Origin of the sequence: Herbaspirillum sp. Sphag64 (genome assembly GCF_014192645.1) — a bacterium.
Taxonomy (GTDB): Bacteria; Pseudomonadota; Gammaproteobacteria; order Burkholderiales; family Burkholderiaceae_D; genus Herbaspirillum.
This window is the reverse complement of record NZ_JACHYE010000001.1, coordinates 128,535-146,115: the sequence shown is the minus strand read 5'-3', so window position 1 is coordinate 146,115 and position 17,581 is coordinate 128,535. Positions and strand designations below refer to the sequence as shown.

Below are 17,581 nucleotides of genomic sequence, written 5' to 3'. Positions count from 1 at the left end.
GTGGTTTAGAAGTAGGTCTGTACCAGATCAATCACATTGAACTGCGTATCGAGCACCGGCAGACAACGCCACTTGTCGAAGGTCAGGCAGGGGTGGGAAATATCGAAAGCGATCATGTCGCCAACCCGTATATCGTCACCGGCAGCAATTTTCAGATAGGCATGCTGATCCATCATGCCTGTGATTTCCCAATGGGCTGGTGTCGGCAACAAGGCCGCATCGCTACCCGGGCGCAGGCGCGCGGCCGGGCTTGGCAGACCGGCATCGAACGCTGCATCGCGCTTGCCGAGTGCAACAATCGCCTTGTCATGCTCCGGGATCGATTGCACATAGGCCCACAGTTGCAATGCCGGCAGCAATTCGCTGCGCATCTTCTGGGCGACCGGATTGCGCGATTGAATCTGTTGTTGGGCGGCGCGGTAAATGCCAACGTCATGCGTCAGATAGCAGCCGGGACGCAGCACCACCTCCAGCGGGGCACCAATCTTGGCACCAGCAAATTCTTCGGCCACCACATCAAACCAAGCCGAACCGGCACCGGTGAGAATTGCCGGGTGCTGTGCATCGCAATGCTGCAGATGGCCTTGCCTCTGTAGCTGCTGCAAACAAGCAACGGCAGTTTGCAGGAACAGACGGATATCGGCCTCTTCCTTGAGTACGCCTTCGTAGACTTCCACACCAGCCAGCGCGACACTGCCGGGCCAGCGTTGCACCGCCTCCAGCACTGCCTGTTGCTGTTCCTGATTACGCACACCGGTGCGGCCACCGGCAGCACCTAGCTCCAGCAATACCTGAATAGTCTGGCCTCGCTGCGCAAAGAAACTGCCCAACTGATCGACCAGATCCGCCGAGTCCACCAGGCAATAAAACGTGAAGTCAGGATCACGCAACAGCTCCGCAATGATCCGCATGTTTTGCTTGCCGACCAGTTGATTGGCCATGATTACGCGGCGCACGCCATGGGCATAGGCTGCCTGTGTCTGATGGGCTGTTGCCAGCGTGATCCCCCATGCGCCGCCTGCCAGTTGCCGGGCAAACAGCTTGGGCGACATCGTGGTTTTGCCATGCGGTGCCAGCTTCACACCATATTCGGTAACAAAGCGCTGCATCCATTGCAGATTATGAGCAAGGCGGTCCTCGTAGAGAACGGCGCTCGGCAGGCTCAGATCCTCACGCAGCAGATTCCAGCCCTGCGCGGCGACTTCGGCAGCGGTGACAGGGTGGGCAAGTTCGCCAATACCCTTGTTGAGGGGGCTGACGAAAGCGTGCAAATCGGTGTTTTGGTAGTTTGTATCAGCCACTTTGATATTTCCTCAAAAATTTGATTTGACGTAATGATAGTGCTGAATTTACTATGTTGGAAGTGTGTTAGTAAGTAACATTGAAATATTTTTTCAGCCGCTCCTCTGATGCTAGATTGCCGTTGGCATCACGTGGGCTTCACTCTGGCAACATCATGGCGCAGGCTTTTGACATCATTTCACGCATCACCGAGCGCAGCGGACAATTACGTCTGGCCGAGCAAAAGGTGGCCGAGTCGATCCTCAGCGATTTATCCTTTGCCGCTAGTGCCAGCATTGGTGAGCTGGCCAGCAAGGCCGGTGTCAGTCTGGCCAGCGTGACCCGCTTTGCCAAAGCCATGGGCTGCCGCGATGTGCGCGAATTCAAATTCATGCTGGCACAGGCAGTTGCTGTCGGGCAGCGCTTCTTTGACGGCGGCAAGATGCCCGCCGCAGCAGCGGTGGAGCGGCCACGCGAGCTGGCCGACGTCATCTATGACGATATTCACGCCGTGCTGGAAGTCAACCGCGCCTTGCTCAATCCCGACGCCTTGCTACAAGCTGCGCAATTACTGCGCGATGCACGCATGATCTACGCGTTTGGGATGGGTGGTGGCTCCACCATGATGTCCGACGAGGCGCGCTACCGGCTGGTGCGACTGGGTCGACCGGTGGCCAGCTATCACGATGCGCTGTTGCAGCGCATGGTAGCTGCTACGCTCGACAAGAACGATGTCTTGCTGGTCTTCTCAACCACAGGCAACGTGCCCGAACTTCTCACCAACTGTGAGGTTGCCCGAGAATACGGCGTCAAAATGATCGCCATCACCGCGCTCGGCTCGCCGCTGGCGGGGATGGTCGATGTGTTGTTGCCGATCAAGTCGCTGGAAACCGATTTTATTTTCAAACCATCCTCATCACGCTACGCAATGATGATGACCCTCGACATGCTGGTACTGGAGCTGGCGCTGCTGCAGAAGGATCGCAGTCAGGAGCAGTTGCGCCGGCTCAAGTACGCACTCGATATGCATCGCGGCGGCGGCGATCGCCAGCCTTTGGGAGACTGACATGAGTACCACCCTCCAAGACCAGACCACCACAGCCCAGCGCTGTGACACCTTGATTCAACACGCCCTGGTGATCGACGGCAGCGGCGCAGAGCCGGTTGCCGCCGATGTTGCTCTGCGCGCTGGTCGCATTGCTGCCATCAGCGCACCGGGCAGCCTGGATGGCTGGCAGGCAGCACAGGTGATTGATGGCACAGGCAAAGTGCTGAGCCCGGGCTTCATCGACGTCCACACGCATGACGACACCAATGTGATTCGCATGCCGGAGATGTTCCCCAAGCTGTCGCAAGGCGTTACCACGGTCGTGGTCGGCAACTGTGGTATCAGTGCTGCGCCGGTCACGCTCAAGGGGGATCCACCCGATCCGATGAATCTGTTGGGGCAATCCAGCGCCTTTCATTACCCTTCATTTGCCAGTTACGTCGCTGCCATCGATGCCGCGCAGCCAGCAGTCAATGTTGCAGCACTGGTTGGCCACACAGCGCTGCGCAGCAATCACATGGATCGTCTTGACCGCGCGGCGACGAGTACCGAAATCGCCGCCATGCGCAGCCAGCTCGAAGAAGCACTCACCCATGGCGCACTGGGGCTGAGCACTGGACTGGCCTACGCCAACGCGATCAATGCGCCCACCGAAGAAGTGCTGGCACTGGCTGAGCCACTGGCAGCGCATGGTGGAATGTATGCGACCCATTTGCGTAGTGAATTTGCCGATATTCTGGACGCCATGGAAGAAGCCTTCCGCATCGGCAAACATGCCCGCGTACCGGTGGTGATCTCACATTTGAAGTGTGCCGGTGTCGACAACTGGGGCCGCAGCAAGGAAGTACTGGCCGCGCTGGAACTGGCCGAGCGCCATCAGCATGTCGGCTGTGACTGCTATCCCTATACCGCCAGCTCCTCCACGCTGGACCCCAAGCAAGTCACCGATGATTACGACATTCAGGTGACCTGGTCCGAGCCACATCCGGAGCAGGGCGGCAAATTGCTGGCCACGATTGCGGCTGACTGGCAAGTCGACATGCACGAGGCAGCGCGTCGCCTGATGCCAGCTGGCGCAGTGTATCACTGCATGGCCGATGACGATGTCAATCGCATTCTTCGCCACCCGGCGACCGTAATTGGCTCGGATGGCTTGCCGAACGATCCGCTGCCACATCCCCGTCTGTGGGGCGCGTTCCCGCGCGTACTCGGCTATTACAGCCGCGAGCAGCAATTGTTCTCACTGGCAGTCGCTGTGCACAAGATGACCGGTTTGTCGGCGCAACGTTTTGGTCTGCACGAGCGCGGGCTGGTACGTCAGGGCTATTGGGCTGATCTGGTCCTGTTTGACCCGGATACTGTGCGCGATGCGGCTACCTTCACCGATCCGATGCAGCCCGCGCATGGTATCGAGGCAGTCTGGGTCAATGGCGTCTGCGCGTATCAGGGCGCACAGAAAAAAGCGACTGGCGAACGTGCTGGCCGCTTCCTGGCGCGGCAACGGCCACCCGTAAATTCGTCATCAAGTTCGTCATCGAATCCGTAATGGATGGTTTTTTAATTTTGTGAGGGAGTCAACAATGAGTATCAAACGTTACGGCGTCGCTGGTGGTACCGGCACCGGTGGTCAGCATCTGCCCTTTGCCCGGGCGGTCGAAGCCGATGGCTGGCTGTATGTCTCAGGACAGGTCGCCATGGTCGATGGCGAAGTGATTGATGGCGGTATCGTCGCGCAATCGCATCAGACCATCAAGAATGTACTGGCGATCCTGGCTGAAGCTGGTTACGGTCCTGAAGACGTTGTCCGCTGTGGTGTCTGGCTCGACGATACGCGCGACTTCCAGTCCTTCAACAAGGTGTTCAAGGAATATTTCGGCGCTAATCCACCTGCACGTGCCTGTGTTCAGTCCAGCATGGTGGTCGATTGCAAGGTCGAAGTCGACTGCGTGGCATTCAAGCGCCGGTAATCGTTAATCGAACAATTCAACGCAAGGGTGGGAGGAGATAAAAATGGAAGTTGTTCAGGGAAGTGCGCTACTGGTCTACGCGCTGGTTGCCGTGATTGCGCTGATCGTCATGATCGCGAAGTTCAAGATTAATCCGTTCATCGTATTGATTCTGGTATCGCTGGTACTGGGCCTGTCGATTGGCATGCCCATGGGCACCATCGTCAAGGCATTTGAAACCGGCGTCGGCAATACACTCGGTCATATTGCGCTGGTGGTCGGCTTGGGAACTATGCTGGGCAAGATGATGGCCGAATCGGGTGGCGCCGAGCGCATCGCCCAGACCATGATTGCCTTCTTCGGTGAAAAGAACGTTCACTGGGCCATGATGACGGTCGCCTTCATCGTCGGTTTGCCGGTGTTCTTCGAAGTCGGTTTCGTGTTGCTGATCCCGATTGCCTTTACTGTCGCTCGCCGTACCGGTACCTCCATGGTGCAGGTTGGTATTCCAATGGTGGCCGGGCTGTCGGTGGTGCATGGTCTGATTCCGCCGCATCCCGCAGCGCTGCTGGCTGTTACCGCTTACAACGCCGACATCGGTCGCACCATCATGTATGCGCTGATCGTCGGTATTCCTACCGCTATCATTGCAGGCCCGGTGTTTGGCAAACTGATCGCCAAGGTCGTGATACCGAATCCGGATAATCCACTGATCGCGCAATTTGTCGATCAGGGCAAAAGCGGCAAGAAGGAATTGCCCGGCTTTGGCATTACCCTGTTCACGATCCTGTTGCCAGTCGCCCTGATGTTGATCGGTAGCTGGGCAGATCTGTTCTTCACACCCAAGACGTTCGCCAATGATTTTCTGCGCCTGATCGGTAACTCCGTGATTGCCTTGCTGATTGCCACGCTGGTGAGCTTTTACACCTTTGGCAAACAGCGCGGCTTTGGTCGTGAAGCCATCCTCAAGTTCACCAATGAGTGCCTGGGACCAACCGCCAACATTACGCTGGTCGTTGGCGCTGGTGCCGGTTTTGGCCGCATCCTGATGGATGGTGGCGTCTCCAAGGTGATCGTCAGCATGGCGTCGGACGCGCATCTGTCGCCGTTGTTGCTGGGTTGGGTCGTGGCAGCGCTGATTCGTGTGGCAACCGGTTCGGCCACTGTCGCCATGACGACCGCCTGCGGTATCGTGGCACCGATTGTTGCCGTGGCCGGTGGCGGCGTGCGCCCGGAACTGATGGTGTTGGCTACCGGCGCTGGTTCACTGGTGTTCTCGCACGTCAATGACGGTGGCTTCTGGCTGGTCAAGGAATATTTCAACATGACCGTACCGCAAACCTTCAAAACCTGGACCGTCTGCGAAACCATTATCTCGGTAGTAGCCTTGTCGCTGACACTGTTACTGTCAACCGTGGTCTGATCGCGTCAGTCGGATGGGCGCAATAAAAAAGCCGCGCAGCCAATGGCCAGCGCGGCTTTTTATCGTGTATCCAGTTGCCTAGAAGCGACGATCACCGTTTTCAAATCGCGGATCAGGTCCGCCCTGCACATTATTGACGATTCCCTGATCATCAAAGTACACGCTCATTTGAGAGTTCCAGACACCGCTTTCCTTGAAGCCATAATTCCAGGCTTCATACGGAATGCGCGCATAACGTTTCACCTCGGTAGGCAGTCCAACGCGACGCAGCACGTCATCCTTGCTGTCCTGACCGATCTTGATTGCCTGAAAATTCTGCAACGTCCAGACTTGCGTATAGGAAATCAGTAAGCCATCCGGGCCGATACGCGCCATATAGGCATATTGCCCAAATGAACCGCCAGGATAATTCAGTAAGTGCGTATTGCCGTCAGGAATGCTGACCGCAGGTTGCCCCAGCCGCGCAATCACAGACTGCTCCGGCTCTCCCGGTGTGACCGGTGGCTTGAACCAGGTGGCACAGCCACCCAAGCCAAGCAGACAGAGCAGGGTGACCATCGTTAAAAGTGAGCGGTGTTGCATGATTGCCATCTCCGAAAGGCTTGGGGGATAGTGAAATTGTAAGACTTTTCTCGTAAGTATTTGAATCCGTTTGGCTTTTGGGCTATACTGCCGCCTCTTGGTCATGTTGGCCAGGATTTATTTTTATTCACGGTCTGTAGGGTAGCCGCACTGGTGTCTCCGCAAACCGCTTGTGAAAGGTATTAGCATGTCGATCGAAAAAGCAGCCAAGGCTGCCATTATCACTGATAACGCTCGTGGTCAAAACGACACCGGCTCCCCAGAAGTTCAAGTTGCGCTGCTCACAGCACGCATCAACGACCTGAACGGTCACTTCAAAGAACACAGCAAGGATCACCACTCACGTCGTGGTCTGATCAAGATGGTTAACCGTCGTAAGAGCCTGTTGTCCTACCTGAAGGGCAAGGACTCCGACCGTTACCGCGCACTGATCGAAAAACTCGGTCTGCGTAAGTAATTTTGTTCCCGCGATCCATTCCGGTTCAGGGTTCATAGCCAAAATGCCTGCGTCAGTTTCTGACGTGGGCATTTTGTTTTTTGTGATTCCGTTTTGTCATTCTGTTTTTGATGCGGTTGTCGATTGCCGTAACGGAACGCAATTGTAGAGGTTGGTAATCGATTCGTAAGATGGCCCCGCAGGCGAGGTTTTTTTCGGCTGCAGCCATCTGTGGTGAGGTGAACGACAGCGCCTGAAAATCTGTCGGCAAAAAAGAGTAATCACAAGGTGATGCCGGGTGAATGCTCAATATAGAAAGGAAATACCGTGTTTAATAAAGTTACTAAAACCTTCCAGTACGGACAGCATCAAGTCACGCTGGAAACTGGCGAAATCGCTCGCCAGGCTTCTGGTGCGGTGGTTGTCTCGATCGAAGACACCGTCGTGTTGGCGACCGTCGTGGCACGTAAGGATGCCAAGCCAGGTCAGGACTTCTTCCCGTTGACGGTCGACTACATCGAGAAGACCTACGCTGCTGGTCGTATCCCAGGCGGCTTCTTCAAACGTGAAGGCAAGCCCTCCGAAAAAGAAACCCTGACATCGCGCCTGATCGATCGTCCGATTCGCCCGCTGTTCCCAGAAGGCTACCTCAACGAAGTGCAAGTCATCGTGCACGTGTTGTCGGTCAATCCTGAGATCGACCCCGACATCGCCGCCATGATCGGTTCCTCGGCTGCACTGTCGATCGCCGGTATCCCTTTCAATGGTCCTGTTGGTGCTGCCCGCGTCGGTTATATCGACGGTCAGTACGTGCTCAACCCGACCACCACCCAACTCAAGTCCTCGCAACTGGACCTGGTCGTTGCCGGTACCGAAACCGCCGTGCTGATGGTCGAATCCGAAGCAAAGCAACTGTCCGAAGAAATCATGCTCGGCGCCGTGGTATTCGGTCACGAACAATCGAAGGCAGTCATCAACGCCATCCACGAACTGGTACGTGACGGCGGCAAGCCAGAAGTCCAATGGACAGCGCCTGCCAAGAACGAGCCACTGATCGCACGCGTCACAGAACTGGCGGATGCCAAGCTGCGCGAAGCCTATCAGACCAAGGACAAGCAAGCCCGTACCGAAAAGCTCAAGACCGTGACTGCCGAAGTCAATGCCGCACTGGCAGCAGACGCAGCAGCAGCCGGCACCTCGGCCGCTGACAGCGCCGAAGTTGGTGGCATCCTGTTTGACCTGGAAGCCAAGATCGTGCGTTCGCAGATCCTCGACGGCGAGCCACGTATCGACGGCCGCGACACCCGTACCGTGCGTCCAATCACCATCCGTACCGGCGTGTTGCCACGTACCCATGGTTCCGCACTGTTTACCCGTGGCGAAACCCAGGCACTGGTCATCGCCACACTGGGCACTGCCCGTGACGAGCAAAAGATCGACGCCCTGATGGGTGAATACTCCGACCGCTTCATGCTCCACTACAACATGCCACCGTTCGCCACTGGCGAAACCGGCCGTGTTGGTACCCCGAAGCGTCGTGAAATCGGTCACGGCCGTCTGGCCAAGCGCGCACTGGTTGCCGCCTTGCCACCAGCCGAAGAGTTCAGCTACTCGGTGCGTCTGGTTTCTGAAATCACTGAATCGAACGGTTCCTCCTCGATGGCATCGGTGTGCGGCGGCTGTCTGGCACTGATGGACGCTGGTGTGCCAATGCAATCGCACGTGGCAGGTATCGCTATGGGCCTGATCAAGGAAGGCAATAAATTTGCCGTCCTGACCGACATCCTCGGCGACGAAGATCACCTCGGCGACATGGACTTCAAGGTGGCCGGTACTGCTAATGGCATTACCGCTCTGCAAATGGATATCAAGATCCAGGGCATCACCAAGGAAATCATGCAGGTCGCGCTGGAGCAAGCCAAGGAAGGCCGCGTCCATATTCTGGCCAAGATGCAGGAAGCCGTGCCAGCAGGCAAGGCAGAACTGTCTGACTTCGCACCACGCCTGATCACCATCAAGATCAACCCAGAGAAGATCCGTGACGTGATCGGCAAGGGCGGTGCTGTCATTCGCGCGCTGACCGAAGAAACCGGCACCCAGATCGACATCAGTGACGAAGGCGTGGTTACTATCGCCTCCGTGGATGCTGCTGCTGGTCAGGAAGCCAAGCGCCGTATCGAAGAACTGACCGCTTCCGTCGAAGTCGGCAAGGTCTACGAAGGTACTGTTCTGAAGTTGCTGGACTTCGGTGCCATCGTTCAGGTATTGCCAGGCAAGGATGGTCTGCTGCACATCAGCCAGATCGCCAACGAGCGCGTCAACGCTGTTGCTGATTACCTGAAGGAAGGTCAGCAAGTCCGCGTCAAGGTTCTGGAAACCGACGACCGCGGCCGTCTGAAACTGTCGATGAAGGCAGCGCAAGCTGACGAAGCGCCAGAAGCAGCTGCACCGCAAGAAGCACAATAAGTTGCAAGGCGGAGCGGCCTGTTAAAGGGCATCTCCACGGCATCTTGAAAATCCCCGCAGGCTCCGGTCTGCGGGGATTTTTTTATGTGTAGCCAGATAAACCGGCACGCGGATTCAGCAAGCCGATTGTTGAAATTTTCAGATCGCGTTACGCTTCTCACGTAGACTTAAACAACGCAGTTCAATCGACGCATCAGAAGGAGAGTCATGCCTCATGTCATTATCATTGGTGGCGGTTTTGGTGGCCTTGCGGCAGCCCGGACCCTCGCCAGCGCGGACGTTCAGGTCACGCTGCTTGATCGCAGTAATCACCACCTGTTTCAGCCGCTGCTGTATCAGGTCGCGACAGCAGGCTTATCCGCACCCGCCATCAGTGCACCGATTCGCAGCATCCTCGCCGACCAGCGCAATCTGACCAGCCTGATGGCCGCAGTGAGCGCCATCGATGTCACCCGCAAAGTGGTCGTGCTGGAAGATGCGACCGAAATCAGCTACGACTATCTCATCGTTGCCGCCGGATCCACGCACAGCTATTTTGGACGCGATGACTGGGCCGCACTGGCCCCCGGCCTGAAGACACTGGAAGATGCTTTCAACATTCGTCGCCGCATCCTGATGGCCTTCGAATATGCCGAGCGCGAAACCGATAAGGCCAAGCGCCTCGAATGGCTGACCTTCACCGTCATCGGTGCTGGCGCCACCGGTGTTGAAATGGCCGGCACTCTGATTGAAATCGCTCGCCACACGCTCAAAGGCGAGTTCCGCCGCATAGACCCGCATGAAGCCCGCGTCGTCTTGCTGGAAGGCTCTGAGCGCGTATTGGGGGCCTATCCACCCGATCTCTCCGCCAAGGCCCAGATTCAGCTCAGCAAACTCGGTGTTGATGTCCGCACTGGCTGCCGGGTAACCGACATTGCTGTTGACGCCGTGCGTTACGTCAATCGTGATGGTGAGCAACGCCTCGCCTCGCGCACTGTGATCTGGTCAGCCGGTGTCGCCGCCTCGCCACTGGGGCGCGCGCTGCAGGTACCGCTAGACAGAGCAGGGCGGGTGATTGTGCAAGGTGATTTATCGATTCCCGACCATCCGGAAGTGTTTGTCATTGGTGATCTTGCCGCGGCCGTATCGGAGGGTAAGCCGGTGCCGGGTGTCTCACCCGCTGCCAAGCAGATGGGGCGCTTGGCAGCGCTCAATATTCTTAGTCGCATTGCAGGTAAGGCCACTGACAGCTTTGTCTACCGCGACTATGGCTCACTGGCCACGATAGGCCGCAAGGCAGCGGTTGCGCAGGTCGGCAAGTTCAAGTTTTCTGGCTACCCGGCATGGTTGTTCTGGTTATTTGTGCACGTTTATTTCCTGATTGGATTTCGCAACCGCTTATTGGTCATGAGCGACTGGGCCTGGGCCTATCTGACCTTCAAGCGCAGTGCGCGGGTGATCTCGGGCAGTGTAGACGGCAAGCTGGCCAAGCCCGATGAGGGCGCACCGTAAATATTTTACAAGTTTTAAAAGAGTGCTTGCCAAGGTGCGTAAAGCTGACTATACTAGCGGTCTTTCGTTGTCGACCAACGAAGACTGTTTGGGTTAAGGTGCGGGTGCTTAGCTCAGTTGGTAGAGCAGCGCCCTTACAAGGCGCGGGTCGGGAGTTCGAGCCTCTCAGCACCCACCAATAATTCAAACGGGACCGATTTTAGGAGTGGTAGTTCAGTTGGTTAGAATACCGGCCTGTCACGCCGGGGGTCGCGGGTTCGAGCCCCGTCCGCTCCGCCAAACACAAACGCCTGCTTAGCAATAAGCGGGCGTTTTTGTTCGTCCTTACTAAATGTCCGAAGGGCATCTCACTGTGGAGTGGAGGGAGCCACCTGCGTGGCTCTCGGCGGGGCTCGAAGGGATTCGCTTGCAAGCGATTCGGCGGCCTGCGCAACGTAGGCAAGGCTCTTCCAATATATTCGTATTATTAATTCTCGGGTAGATGTACAGCGAATTCGAATTTCGCGCCTTATGGCAATAATTGCCGCGTCTCCCTTGACGGTAATCCTAGCCGCTTTCTTATAATCGGATCATCGCCATGATATTGTTTAGCGTCTTCCATTTGAGAAATTTCTTGATCAGAAAATATTTTCATCTCAGGAAATTGGAGTCGATCAGACATGCTTTCTGACATTTTTTCCGGTTGTGTTTCCCTTGCTGTAGCCTCTGTTGACGGCGACGAAGCTGAGGATGGAGGCGAAAAAACGGGTGTGCTTTCTGATGATGGAGATAGTTGGGGTTGTTTTTCTATTTGATCTGAGTGACTTGAGCCTTCTTCAGCCCTTATCGAAGCTGGGGTAGCTGTATCGGCGACTGCATTAGGGGAATGATTATGAGCTACTACAAAAAATAGAATGCCAAAAATAATGGCGGCACCAATGACACCAGATCTAACAAATCCAACCTTAGAACTTTTGCATTTTGGGCAGACCAAAGAAAGATCTTTTCCTCGGGGAAACCAAGTATATCCACATTCACCACATTTATTTTGTGTGCGTAGGGTTTTTTGATTCATCTTGAATCTCTCGGTGTATTAAGTTGATTCGATAATATTTTTTGGTTTTTGCGGCAAAAAAAGCTTCGTCACTTATCAATTTAATGGGTAATTATTAACGTTGCAGAAAAATACTCCATTTTTTCGTAAATTCGATTGATCGTTAGCTATTTAAGTCATTACAAGTTGTGAATTTTCGATCTACCTAATGAACTGTTCGTCAAATTCGAAGATAGCCGGTTGTGGAGATGAGGGTGAGTCGCCAACATTGTCTTACTTGTATCGGTCATGCCTCTTTTGGCGTTGACCTGTCGGATACTTCCAATCAAACCACAGCAGCACTATAAGACTCAGGCCGCCGCGCCAGCAGATCAGACAGCCTTTGAAGGCCCGCCCGTAAGCGTTCACGGTCCTTGATGTTACCCAAAGAAATTCGAATGGCATTCACTGATCCGCTACCGGTGGCGAAAGCCTCCGCGGGCGTAACGGCAATCCCCTCGCTGTCGGCGGCACGCGCAAGCTGCGAGGGGCTCCAATAGGTCGGCAATTCGAGCCAGACATGCAGGCCGTCTCCAGCGCCGCTGTAACGCCCCGCTAAAATATCCCGCGCCATCCAGTGGCGCAGGCGCGCCTCGGTGCGTACGCCTTCCATCAATCTGCCAGCCGAGCCGTCGACGATCCACTGTGTGGCCAGTGCGGCGCTCAGAGGCGCGACCATCAGCGCAAAGGATCGTAGCGCGACCAGGAAACGTTCGCGTTCATCCGGGTCACGTAGCAGCACGAAGGCGACACGCAAGCCGGGCGTCAGGCATTTCGACAAGGTGGCAATGTAGTACACCTGCTCCGGCGCAAACGTGGCAATTGGCGGCGGTGGGGCATCGGCAAGGAGCCAGTAGGGATCGTCCTCGACAATGCGGACATTGTGATGCTTGGCGATGCTGGCGAGCGCCTTGCGCCGGTGTTCCGGCATGGTGATGGAGGTCGGGTTCTGTAATGTCGGATTGAGGTAGATCAGCTTGGGCTTGTGCTGGCGGCACGCTTGCTCAAGCAGTTCCGGCATCATGCCATGCTTGTCCGCTTCTACCGCAACGAGATGTCTGCCGAATTGCGTCGCCGCAGTACGCAAGCCGGGATAACTCATTGGTTCTGTCAGGATGACATCGCCAGGCTCCGTCAGCGCAAGGATTAATGCGGCGATTGCCGCTTGCGCACCTGGGCAGACAACAAGCTGTTGAGAATCCAGATGTCCAAACATTGGTGCCAGCCATTGGGCACCAGCCTGACGGTCGGCGTCACTTCCCCCGGCCAGGTGGTAAGTCATCAGCAATGCATTGTCTGCCCGCATCAATACCTGAGACAAACCTTGTTGCAACATGTCGTCGAAGTCCACGCCCTCTGGCGGCGGTGGGGTGTTCATGCTCAGGTCGAGGAGCGAGGTCAATTCGACTTTCGGTGCCGCAACATAAGTACCCCGCGCGCCGCGGCCCTCCAGCAGGTTGCGGCGTCTGGCTTCATCGTAGGCACGTGTGATCGTCGTCAGGTCGACGTCCAGCTGCGCTGCCAACTCGCGCTGTGGAGGTAGACGGTCACCCGGTTTCAGGGATCCTTCTGCCACTGCTGCCTGCAAGGCCTCCGCAATCTGCAAAAAGCGCGGTCCACCCTGCATGGACAATCGCGGCAACCAGATGGGCACATTTTTATCTTGTATGCGTTTTGACTGGGACATTTTGTCTCAATGTATGGAAATTGCTTTGAAGTAGTATGCGTCAGGACGTGTAGCAATACCATCCTTGCATGGCAGTCTGAGGGGATGGTTTGAGCAAAAAATGCAGCTGCCAGTGCAAGGTGTCAAGGCAGTGCTTCGCACGATAGATTGTGTCAATTAATAGCCTGGAAAACCGCAAAATCATGGATTGGGTCCCGATAGTCTTCGTTATATTCAAGCTTGGTGTGCTTGGCATCGGCATGTTCTTCGCCATCAAGTGGCATTACGATCAAGGGAGAAAGGGCAAGGAGAAGGAGCGCAGCGCGGTGCTACGCGCGACCGGCAAGGCGGCCGTAGCCTTCGTGCTGTTGCTGATCGTGCTGGTGATCGTCACCTTCGGCCTTGCCAGAACACTCGGTATGGAATTGACCTTCTGATGATGGCAACGCATGGGAAGCCGCAGGACGGTTTGTGAATGGCGTGCCCGGACGCTGCAATGAAAAAATAGCATTTCGGCAATATTTCATTGACCCCTGTTTTATCGACCGGTATCCTTAGTCCGTCCTCGAAAAAGAGAGGGCCTGGTTTGACGACCTGATTCTTATCCCCGGCGAAAGGCCGCGTCTTGAAGACGCGTTTTTTTCGTCCTGTCCTTGCACGCCCCTACGGCGGGCCTGGGCAGGGATGCCTTCGGGCATGCCGGTTGTGGGGATAAGGCCGGTTCGTCAACCCTGTCTTGTGCCCGCCACCCTCGTTTGGTGAGGAGCTGGCCGGTACCTTATTTGCGTACCCCACGGAGGCTCCATGACCGACCACGACAGCAGTTTCGCAAGCACTTCCCACACCGATAAAAACAGCACCAGCACCGCACCCACGCATCAGGATTTTCACTGGATCGAAGGGCCGCAGCAGGGCACGCTCTATGGCAATTTTCTGGAAACCGCGCTCGATGTTTCGGCCGGTATCCACGCCTGCCTGCAAATCATTTATGCCAGTGAACTGGAATCCGCCGCCAATGACGACGCCGACGAGGGAGAAGCCGCCGCACCAGCAATCGGCATTGTCTATGCCGACCAGTTGAAGCGACTCTCGATTGCCTCAGCCAGCTTATTGCGCGACGAGGCGCGGCGGCACGTGGAAATGTGTAATGAAGCGGAGTAAGTTTGATTGAACTGGCATTGATATAGAGGAAGTCGATGTCCTGAACCTATCAGACTGATCCCATCAGTCCGATAACGAAGGCATCGCTCCGGGCTCAGTCTGTAGTGCCATCGCCGCTAAAACCACACATTTGATGGGTATTGCCAAATAAGGATATTCAATGCAAAATGCGTACACAATGATTCATAATTGTGGGGTGTAAAAATGGAAACAACAAAGGTAGGCATACGCGAGTTTCGTGCTGATCTGGCCGAGTACATTGCGTCAGGCATGCCTGTCGCGATTACACGTCACGGTCAGACGGTTGGTTATTTCATTCCTGCACAGGGGCAAGTGGAGGCTGATATTGCCGCCCTGAAAAAAGCCAGCAGAACCCTCGATAAGTTGATTGAGGCGCAGGATCTGGATATTGAATCGGTGGTCACTGATTTTAAAACTGCACGCAAAAAGACAGCTGCCGCTAGCAAGAAGTCGAGGGCCAAAGCAGGATGAGGGGTAAGGCAGTTGTCCTTGATGCCAATATTCTGATTCGGGCCGTATTGGGCCGGCGAGTGCGTGACATCATTATGGAATATGCGACGACGGTCCAATTCTTTGCACCTGATGTTGCCTACGCCGATGCCAAAAAATATTTACCGGGATTGCTGCAAAAGCGCGATATTGATCCCTCTGCGGCTATGGCGGTGTTAGATCGTCTTGCCAGCGTCGTTCGTTGCCTTGATATGGAACTCTATGGGGCTATGCGCCAACAGGCATTACAGCGCATTGCAATGCGAGATGTGGATGACTGGCCGGTATTGGCATGCGCGATGACACTTGAGTGTCCAATCTGGACTGAAGATACCGATTTCTTTGGCACTGGCGTTGCTATCTGGACGTCCGATCGTATCGTTCTTTACCTGTCCTGAGTGGCAAATACTGGCAGGCGTCGCCCTCTTTTACAGTCCATCTCCGCATTCATATCCATCGCGAACGCAAGAGCAAATCAATGGGCTTACGGCGAAAACGCATGCCGTGGCACCAGATAACCACCACCTTCGCGTAGCGTCATGGTTTGCGTGGTAATCAGGCTACTGCGCAATTCCCTGGCATCACTGTCTTTGAGTAGTGGGAAGATCGGCTGGCCATGGGCATCCTGGGTCAGCAGGTTGGCTTCTTCGTCGGTGAAGACGATGCGACGCTGATAGAAATCTACCTGATCCATGCGACCTGTAACCCGCGCACTTTGCGCCTGTTTGGCGGCGGCAGCCTTGCTATCCAACACGTCTTGCAGCGCTGGATTGTCAGCCTTGGCGCTCTGGAAGTTTTGCCACGCCTGATACCGGTAGTGCTCATTGGGCGATGGTGGTGCGCTTTGCCATTCCCGCAGCTGCTCGGCTTTCTCTTGGGCAGTCTGGTAACCAGCCAGATAAAAGCCGGCCAGCGAATCGTGGACCTGCTCCTCCAGCAAAGCGATTTCCTCCAGTCTTAGTCGTCCGTTTTGATGTTCAAATTCATGCAGCACCATCATTTCCCAATCATCGGGCGTAGCGCGCAGATCGGAGCGCAGCAACTGCAATTGATTGGCGAGATGTTCATTGCCGACCCTATGCAGCGCCACAATCTGATTATTGTCATCCCGCTGCCACGGGCGACCGCCGTTGGCACGTTCTGTCAATAGCTGCATATCGCCTTTGAATAACCGGTCGTAACTGATCATGTCCTGCTGTTCCTGACGGGTGGCGCGCTGGCAAGCAGGCAGTTGCGCCATGCGACCGATCCAGCGGTAACGGAAGCGGTAATAAAGGCGCATATGCTCGCGAATCTGATCTTCATACGTGCCGGTAAACTCACCTGAATGCATATAGGCATTCCAGTTGGTCGCCAATTCGGGGCTGAGCGCGTAATCCGCCTGCAAATCGGAAGACATCTGTCGATAAGTCACCAACGGCACTCCCGCCAGACGTGCCGCCTTATGCATATGCAATAGCGGCACCTGACAGATCATTTGGTCCATACGCATGCCACGGCCTTGAGTGCCGGGGCAATAACCCCCACCGACATCAGAATGGACACCAGGGTAGGGTACTTCCACCACATTCTGACCCTTCACGCGTGTCACGGGGAAGTTCATGCGTTGCTCATGCGCGGCAATGTAATGCACGGTTTGCTTGACCAATGATGGCAATGGTTTGAGCGTTTCGGCTGCCCAACTGAAGTGACCATCCGCGAAGAATAGAGGCGTGGTTTTTGCTGCAGAGTGGGCGAGACCGACTGAAGCGACGGAGTCAAACAAACCAAGGAAATTGATTTCAATCGGCATGCCAGCCAGGGTGTTCTTGCCACCTAATGCGGCATCCAGCCAATAGCAGAAACTGCGTGCCTGAATTGCACCGCGAGAAAAGCCGAAGACGGCGACACGAATGAGGGGAATGTGCGGTTGCCGGATCAGGTCGCGGGCTGTTTGCAGTCTGTCGTTGAGTTCATCGCGTAGTTGTGTGAACCACTGTTGGCGGCGGACTTGTTCGGGGTAGTCCTTGTCGTAGTTGTGTTCGACGTCGCGGGTGTAGCTTTTTAGTTTGGCGGTGATTTGATCCGGTTCGTAAAGTGGACGATTGTCATTAAACGCACGATGTACAGCGTTATAGACCTGCAAGATGCCGAATAGAATTCGAGCCTGTCCACCTTTACCCATGGCTTTACCATCCTGCGATTCGCTCCATTCCTGATTTTCCGGAAAACGGGTTCCAACGCCGGGAACATAAAAGCAATAAGAATCAATGTCCTTTAGCTTGTTCAAACGTCGGGCATCTTTGTGCGCCTTAAATAATTTAACAATATTGGTATGTCCATTGAGGGGTTCGTCTCTGTCTCGATTGTTATTGGTACCATCAAAGAAAAGGCCAATCTTCACCATCGATTGACACGAAGGCATTCTTTGGCCATTAGGTTTATATATAGGAGGCTCTCTCAGTAAGTCAGCCAATCGTCGCTCTTCCTCTTTCGTTGTTAACATTTCCTGTGAGGCGT

The 17,581-nt window shown here is 55.3% G+C and carries 16 protein-coding genes and 2 tRNA genes; 13 read left to right on the top strand and 5 right to left on the bottom strand.

Translation table 11 applies throughout. The features are described from left to right. Window positions 1-5: 5 nt before the first annotated feature. Complete coding sequence (locus tag FHW66_RS00635) at window positions 6-1,301, bottom strand: amino acid deaminase (RefSeq protein WP_183377787.1); 1,296 nt, start codon at window positions 1,299-1,301, stop codon at window positions 6-8. A 155-nt stretch (window positions 1,302-1,456) separates the two neighbouring features. Here FHW66_RS00635 and FHW66_RS00630 point away from each other — a divergent pair, with 155 nt between their 5' ends. From FHW66_RS00630 to FHW66_RS00615, 4 genes are read left to right on the top strand one after another with little or no spacing between them, the layout of a single operon-like run. Next, window positions 1,457-2,347, top strand: a complete 891-nt coding sequence (locus tag FHW66_RS00630; protein WP_183377786.1) for a MurR/RpiR family transcriptional regulator — start codon at window positions 1,457-1,459, stop codon at window positions 2,345-2,347. A gap of 1 nt (window position 2,348) precedes the next feature. Next, entirely contained in the window at window positions 2,349-3,875 is a 1,527-nt protein-coding gene (locus FHW66_RS00625; protein WP_183377785.1) for an amidohydrolase family protein, read from the top strand. 34 nt (window positions 3,876-3,909) lie between these two features. Next, a complete protein-coding gene (locus tag FHW66_RS00620) occupies window positions 3,910-4,296 on the top strand; it encodes a RidA family protein (protein ID WP_183377784.1) in 387 nt (128 codons plus the stop codon). 43 nt (window positions 4,297-4,339) lie between these two features. Then, window positions 4,340-5,698, top strand: coding sequence for a GntP family permease (locus tag FHW66_RS00615; RefSeq protein WP_183377783.1), 1,359 nt, complete (start codon window positions 4,340-4,342; stop codon window positions 5,696-5,698). 78 nt (window positions 5,699-5,776) lie between these two features. Here FHW66_RS00615 and FHW66_RS00610 read toward each other — a convergent pair whose 3' ends face one another. Next, window positions 5,777-6,280, bottom strand: a complete 504-nt coding sequence (locus FHW66_RS00610; RefSeq protein WP_255458754.1) for a hypothetical protein — start codon at window positions 6,278-6,280, stop codon at window positions 5,777-5,779. A gap of 187 nt (window positions 6,281-6,467) precedes the next feature. On the opposite strand from FHW66_RS00610, the gene rpsO reads away from it, so the two are divergent. From rpsO to FHW66_RS00585, 5 genes are all read left to right on the top strand, one after another. After that, window positions 6,468-6,737: a 30S ribosomal protein S15 gene (gene rpsO / locus FHW66_RS00605; RefSeq protein WP_183377782.1), complete on the top strand. Its 270-nt coding sequence runs from the start codon at window positions 6,468-6,470 to the stop codon at window positions 6,735-6,737. A 306-nt stretch (window positions 6,738-7,043) separates the two neighbouring features. Further along, the gene (gene pnp, locus FHW66_RS00600) at window positions 7,044-9,182 is read left to right on the top strand and encodes a polyribonucleotide nucleotidyltransferase (RefSeq protein ID WP_183377781.1); all 2,139 of its coding nucleotides are present in this window, start codon (window positions 7,044-7,046) and stop codon (window positions 9,180-9,182) included. A gap of 207 nt (window positions 9,183-9,389) precedes the next feature. Further along, on the top strand, window positions 9,390-10,673 hold the full coding sequence (locus FHW66_RS00595) for an NAD(P)/FAD-dependent oxidoreductase (protein WP_183377780.1): 1,284 nt from the start codon (window positions 9,390-9,392) through the stop codon (window positions 10,671-10,673). 102 nt (window positions 10,674-10,775) lie between these two features. Continuing rightward, window positions 10,776-10,851 (top strand) — tRNA-Val (locus FHW66_RS00590). A gap of 24 nt (window positions 10,852-10,875) precedes the next feature. After that, window positions 10,876-10,952, top strand: a tRNA-Asp gene (locus FHW66_RS00585). Between the two features lie 229 nt (window positions 10,953-11,181). Here the strand turns inward: FHW66_RS00585 and FHW66_RS00580 are convergent. After that, window positions 11,182-11,727, bottom strand: a complete 546-nt coding sequence (locus FHW66_RS00580; RefSeq protein WP_183377779.1) for a hypothetical protein — start codon at window positions 11,725-11,727, stop codon at window positions 11,182-11,184. A gap of 304 nt (window positions 11,728-12,031) precedes the next feature. Beyond that, window positions 12,032-13,432: a PLP-dependent aminotransferase family protein gene (locus tag FHW66_RS00575; protein ID WP_183377778.1), complete on the bottom strand. Its 1,401-nt coding sequence runs from the start codon at window positions 13,430-13,432 to the stop codon at window positions 12,032-12,034. A 182-nt stretch (window positions 13,433-13,614) separates the two neighbouring features. Between FHW66_RS00575 and FHW66_RS00570 the strand changes: the two genes are divergently transcribed. The 4 genes from FHW66_RS00570 (at window position 13,615) to FHW66_RS00555 (ending at window position 15,480) form a co-directional block, all read left to right on the top strand. Further along, window positions 13,615-13,848: a hypothetical protein gene (locus tag FHW66_RS00570; protein ID WP_183378603.1), complete on the top strand. Its 234-nt coding sequence runs from the start codon at window positions 13,615-13,617 to the stop codon at window positions 13,846-13,848. 367 nt (window positions 13,849-14,215) lie between these two features. After that, complete coding sequence (locus tag FHW66_RS00565; RefSeq protein ID WP_183377777.1) at window positions 14,216-14,572, top strand: hypothetical protein; 357 nt, start codon at window positions 14,216-14,218, stop codon at window positions 14,570-14,572. 204 nt (window positions 14,573-14,776) lie between these two features. Further along, a complete protein-coding gene (locus FHW66_RS00560; RefSeq protein WP_183377776.1) occupies window positions 14,777-15,064 on the top strand; it encodes a type II toxin-antitoxin system Phd/YefM family antitoxin in 288 nt (95 codons plus the stop codon). After that, window positions 15,061-15,480: a PIN domain-containing protein gene (locus FHW66_RS00555; protein ID WP_183377775.1), complete on the top strand. Its 420-nt coding sequence runs from the start codon at window positions 15,061-15,063 to the stop codon at window positions 15,478-15,480. Before FHW66_RS00560 ends, FHW66_RS00555 begins: the two co-directional genes overlap by 4 nt. An 86-nt stretch (window positions 15,481-15,566) precedes the next feature. On the opposite strand, the gene FHW66_RS00550 is transcribed toward FHW66_RS00555, so the two are convergent. After that, window positions 15,567-17,468: a DUF2235 domain-containing protein gene (locus FHW66_RS00550; protein WP_183378602.1), complete on the bottom strand. Its 1,902-nt coding sequence runs from the start codon at window positions 17,466-17,468 to the stop codon at window positions 15,567-15,569. Window positions 17,469-17,581: the final 113 nt, after the last annotated feature.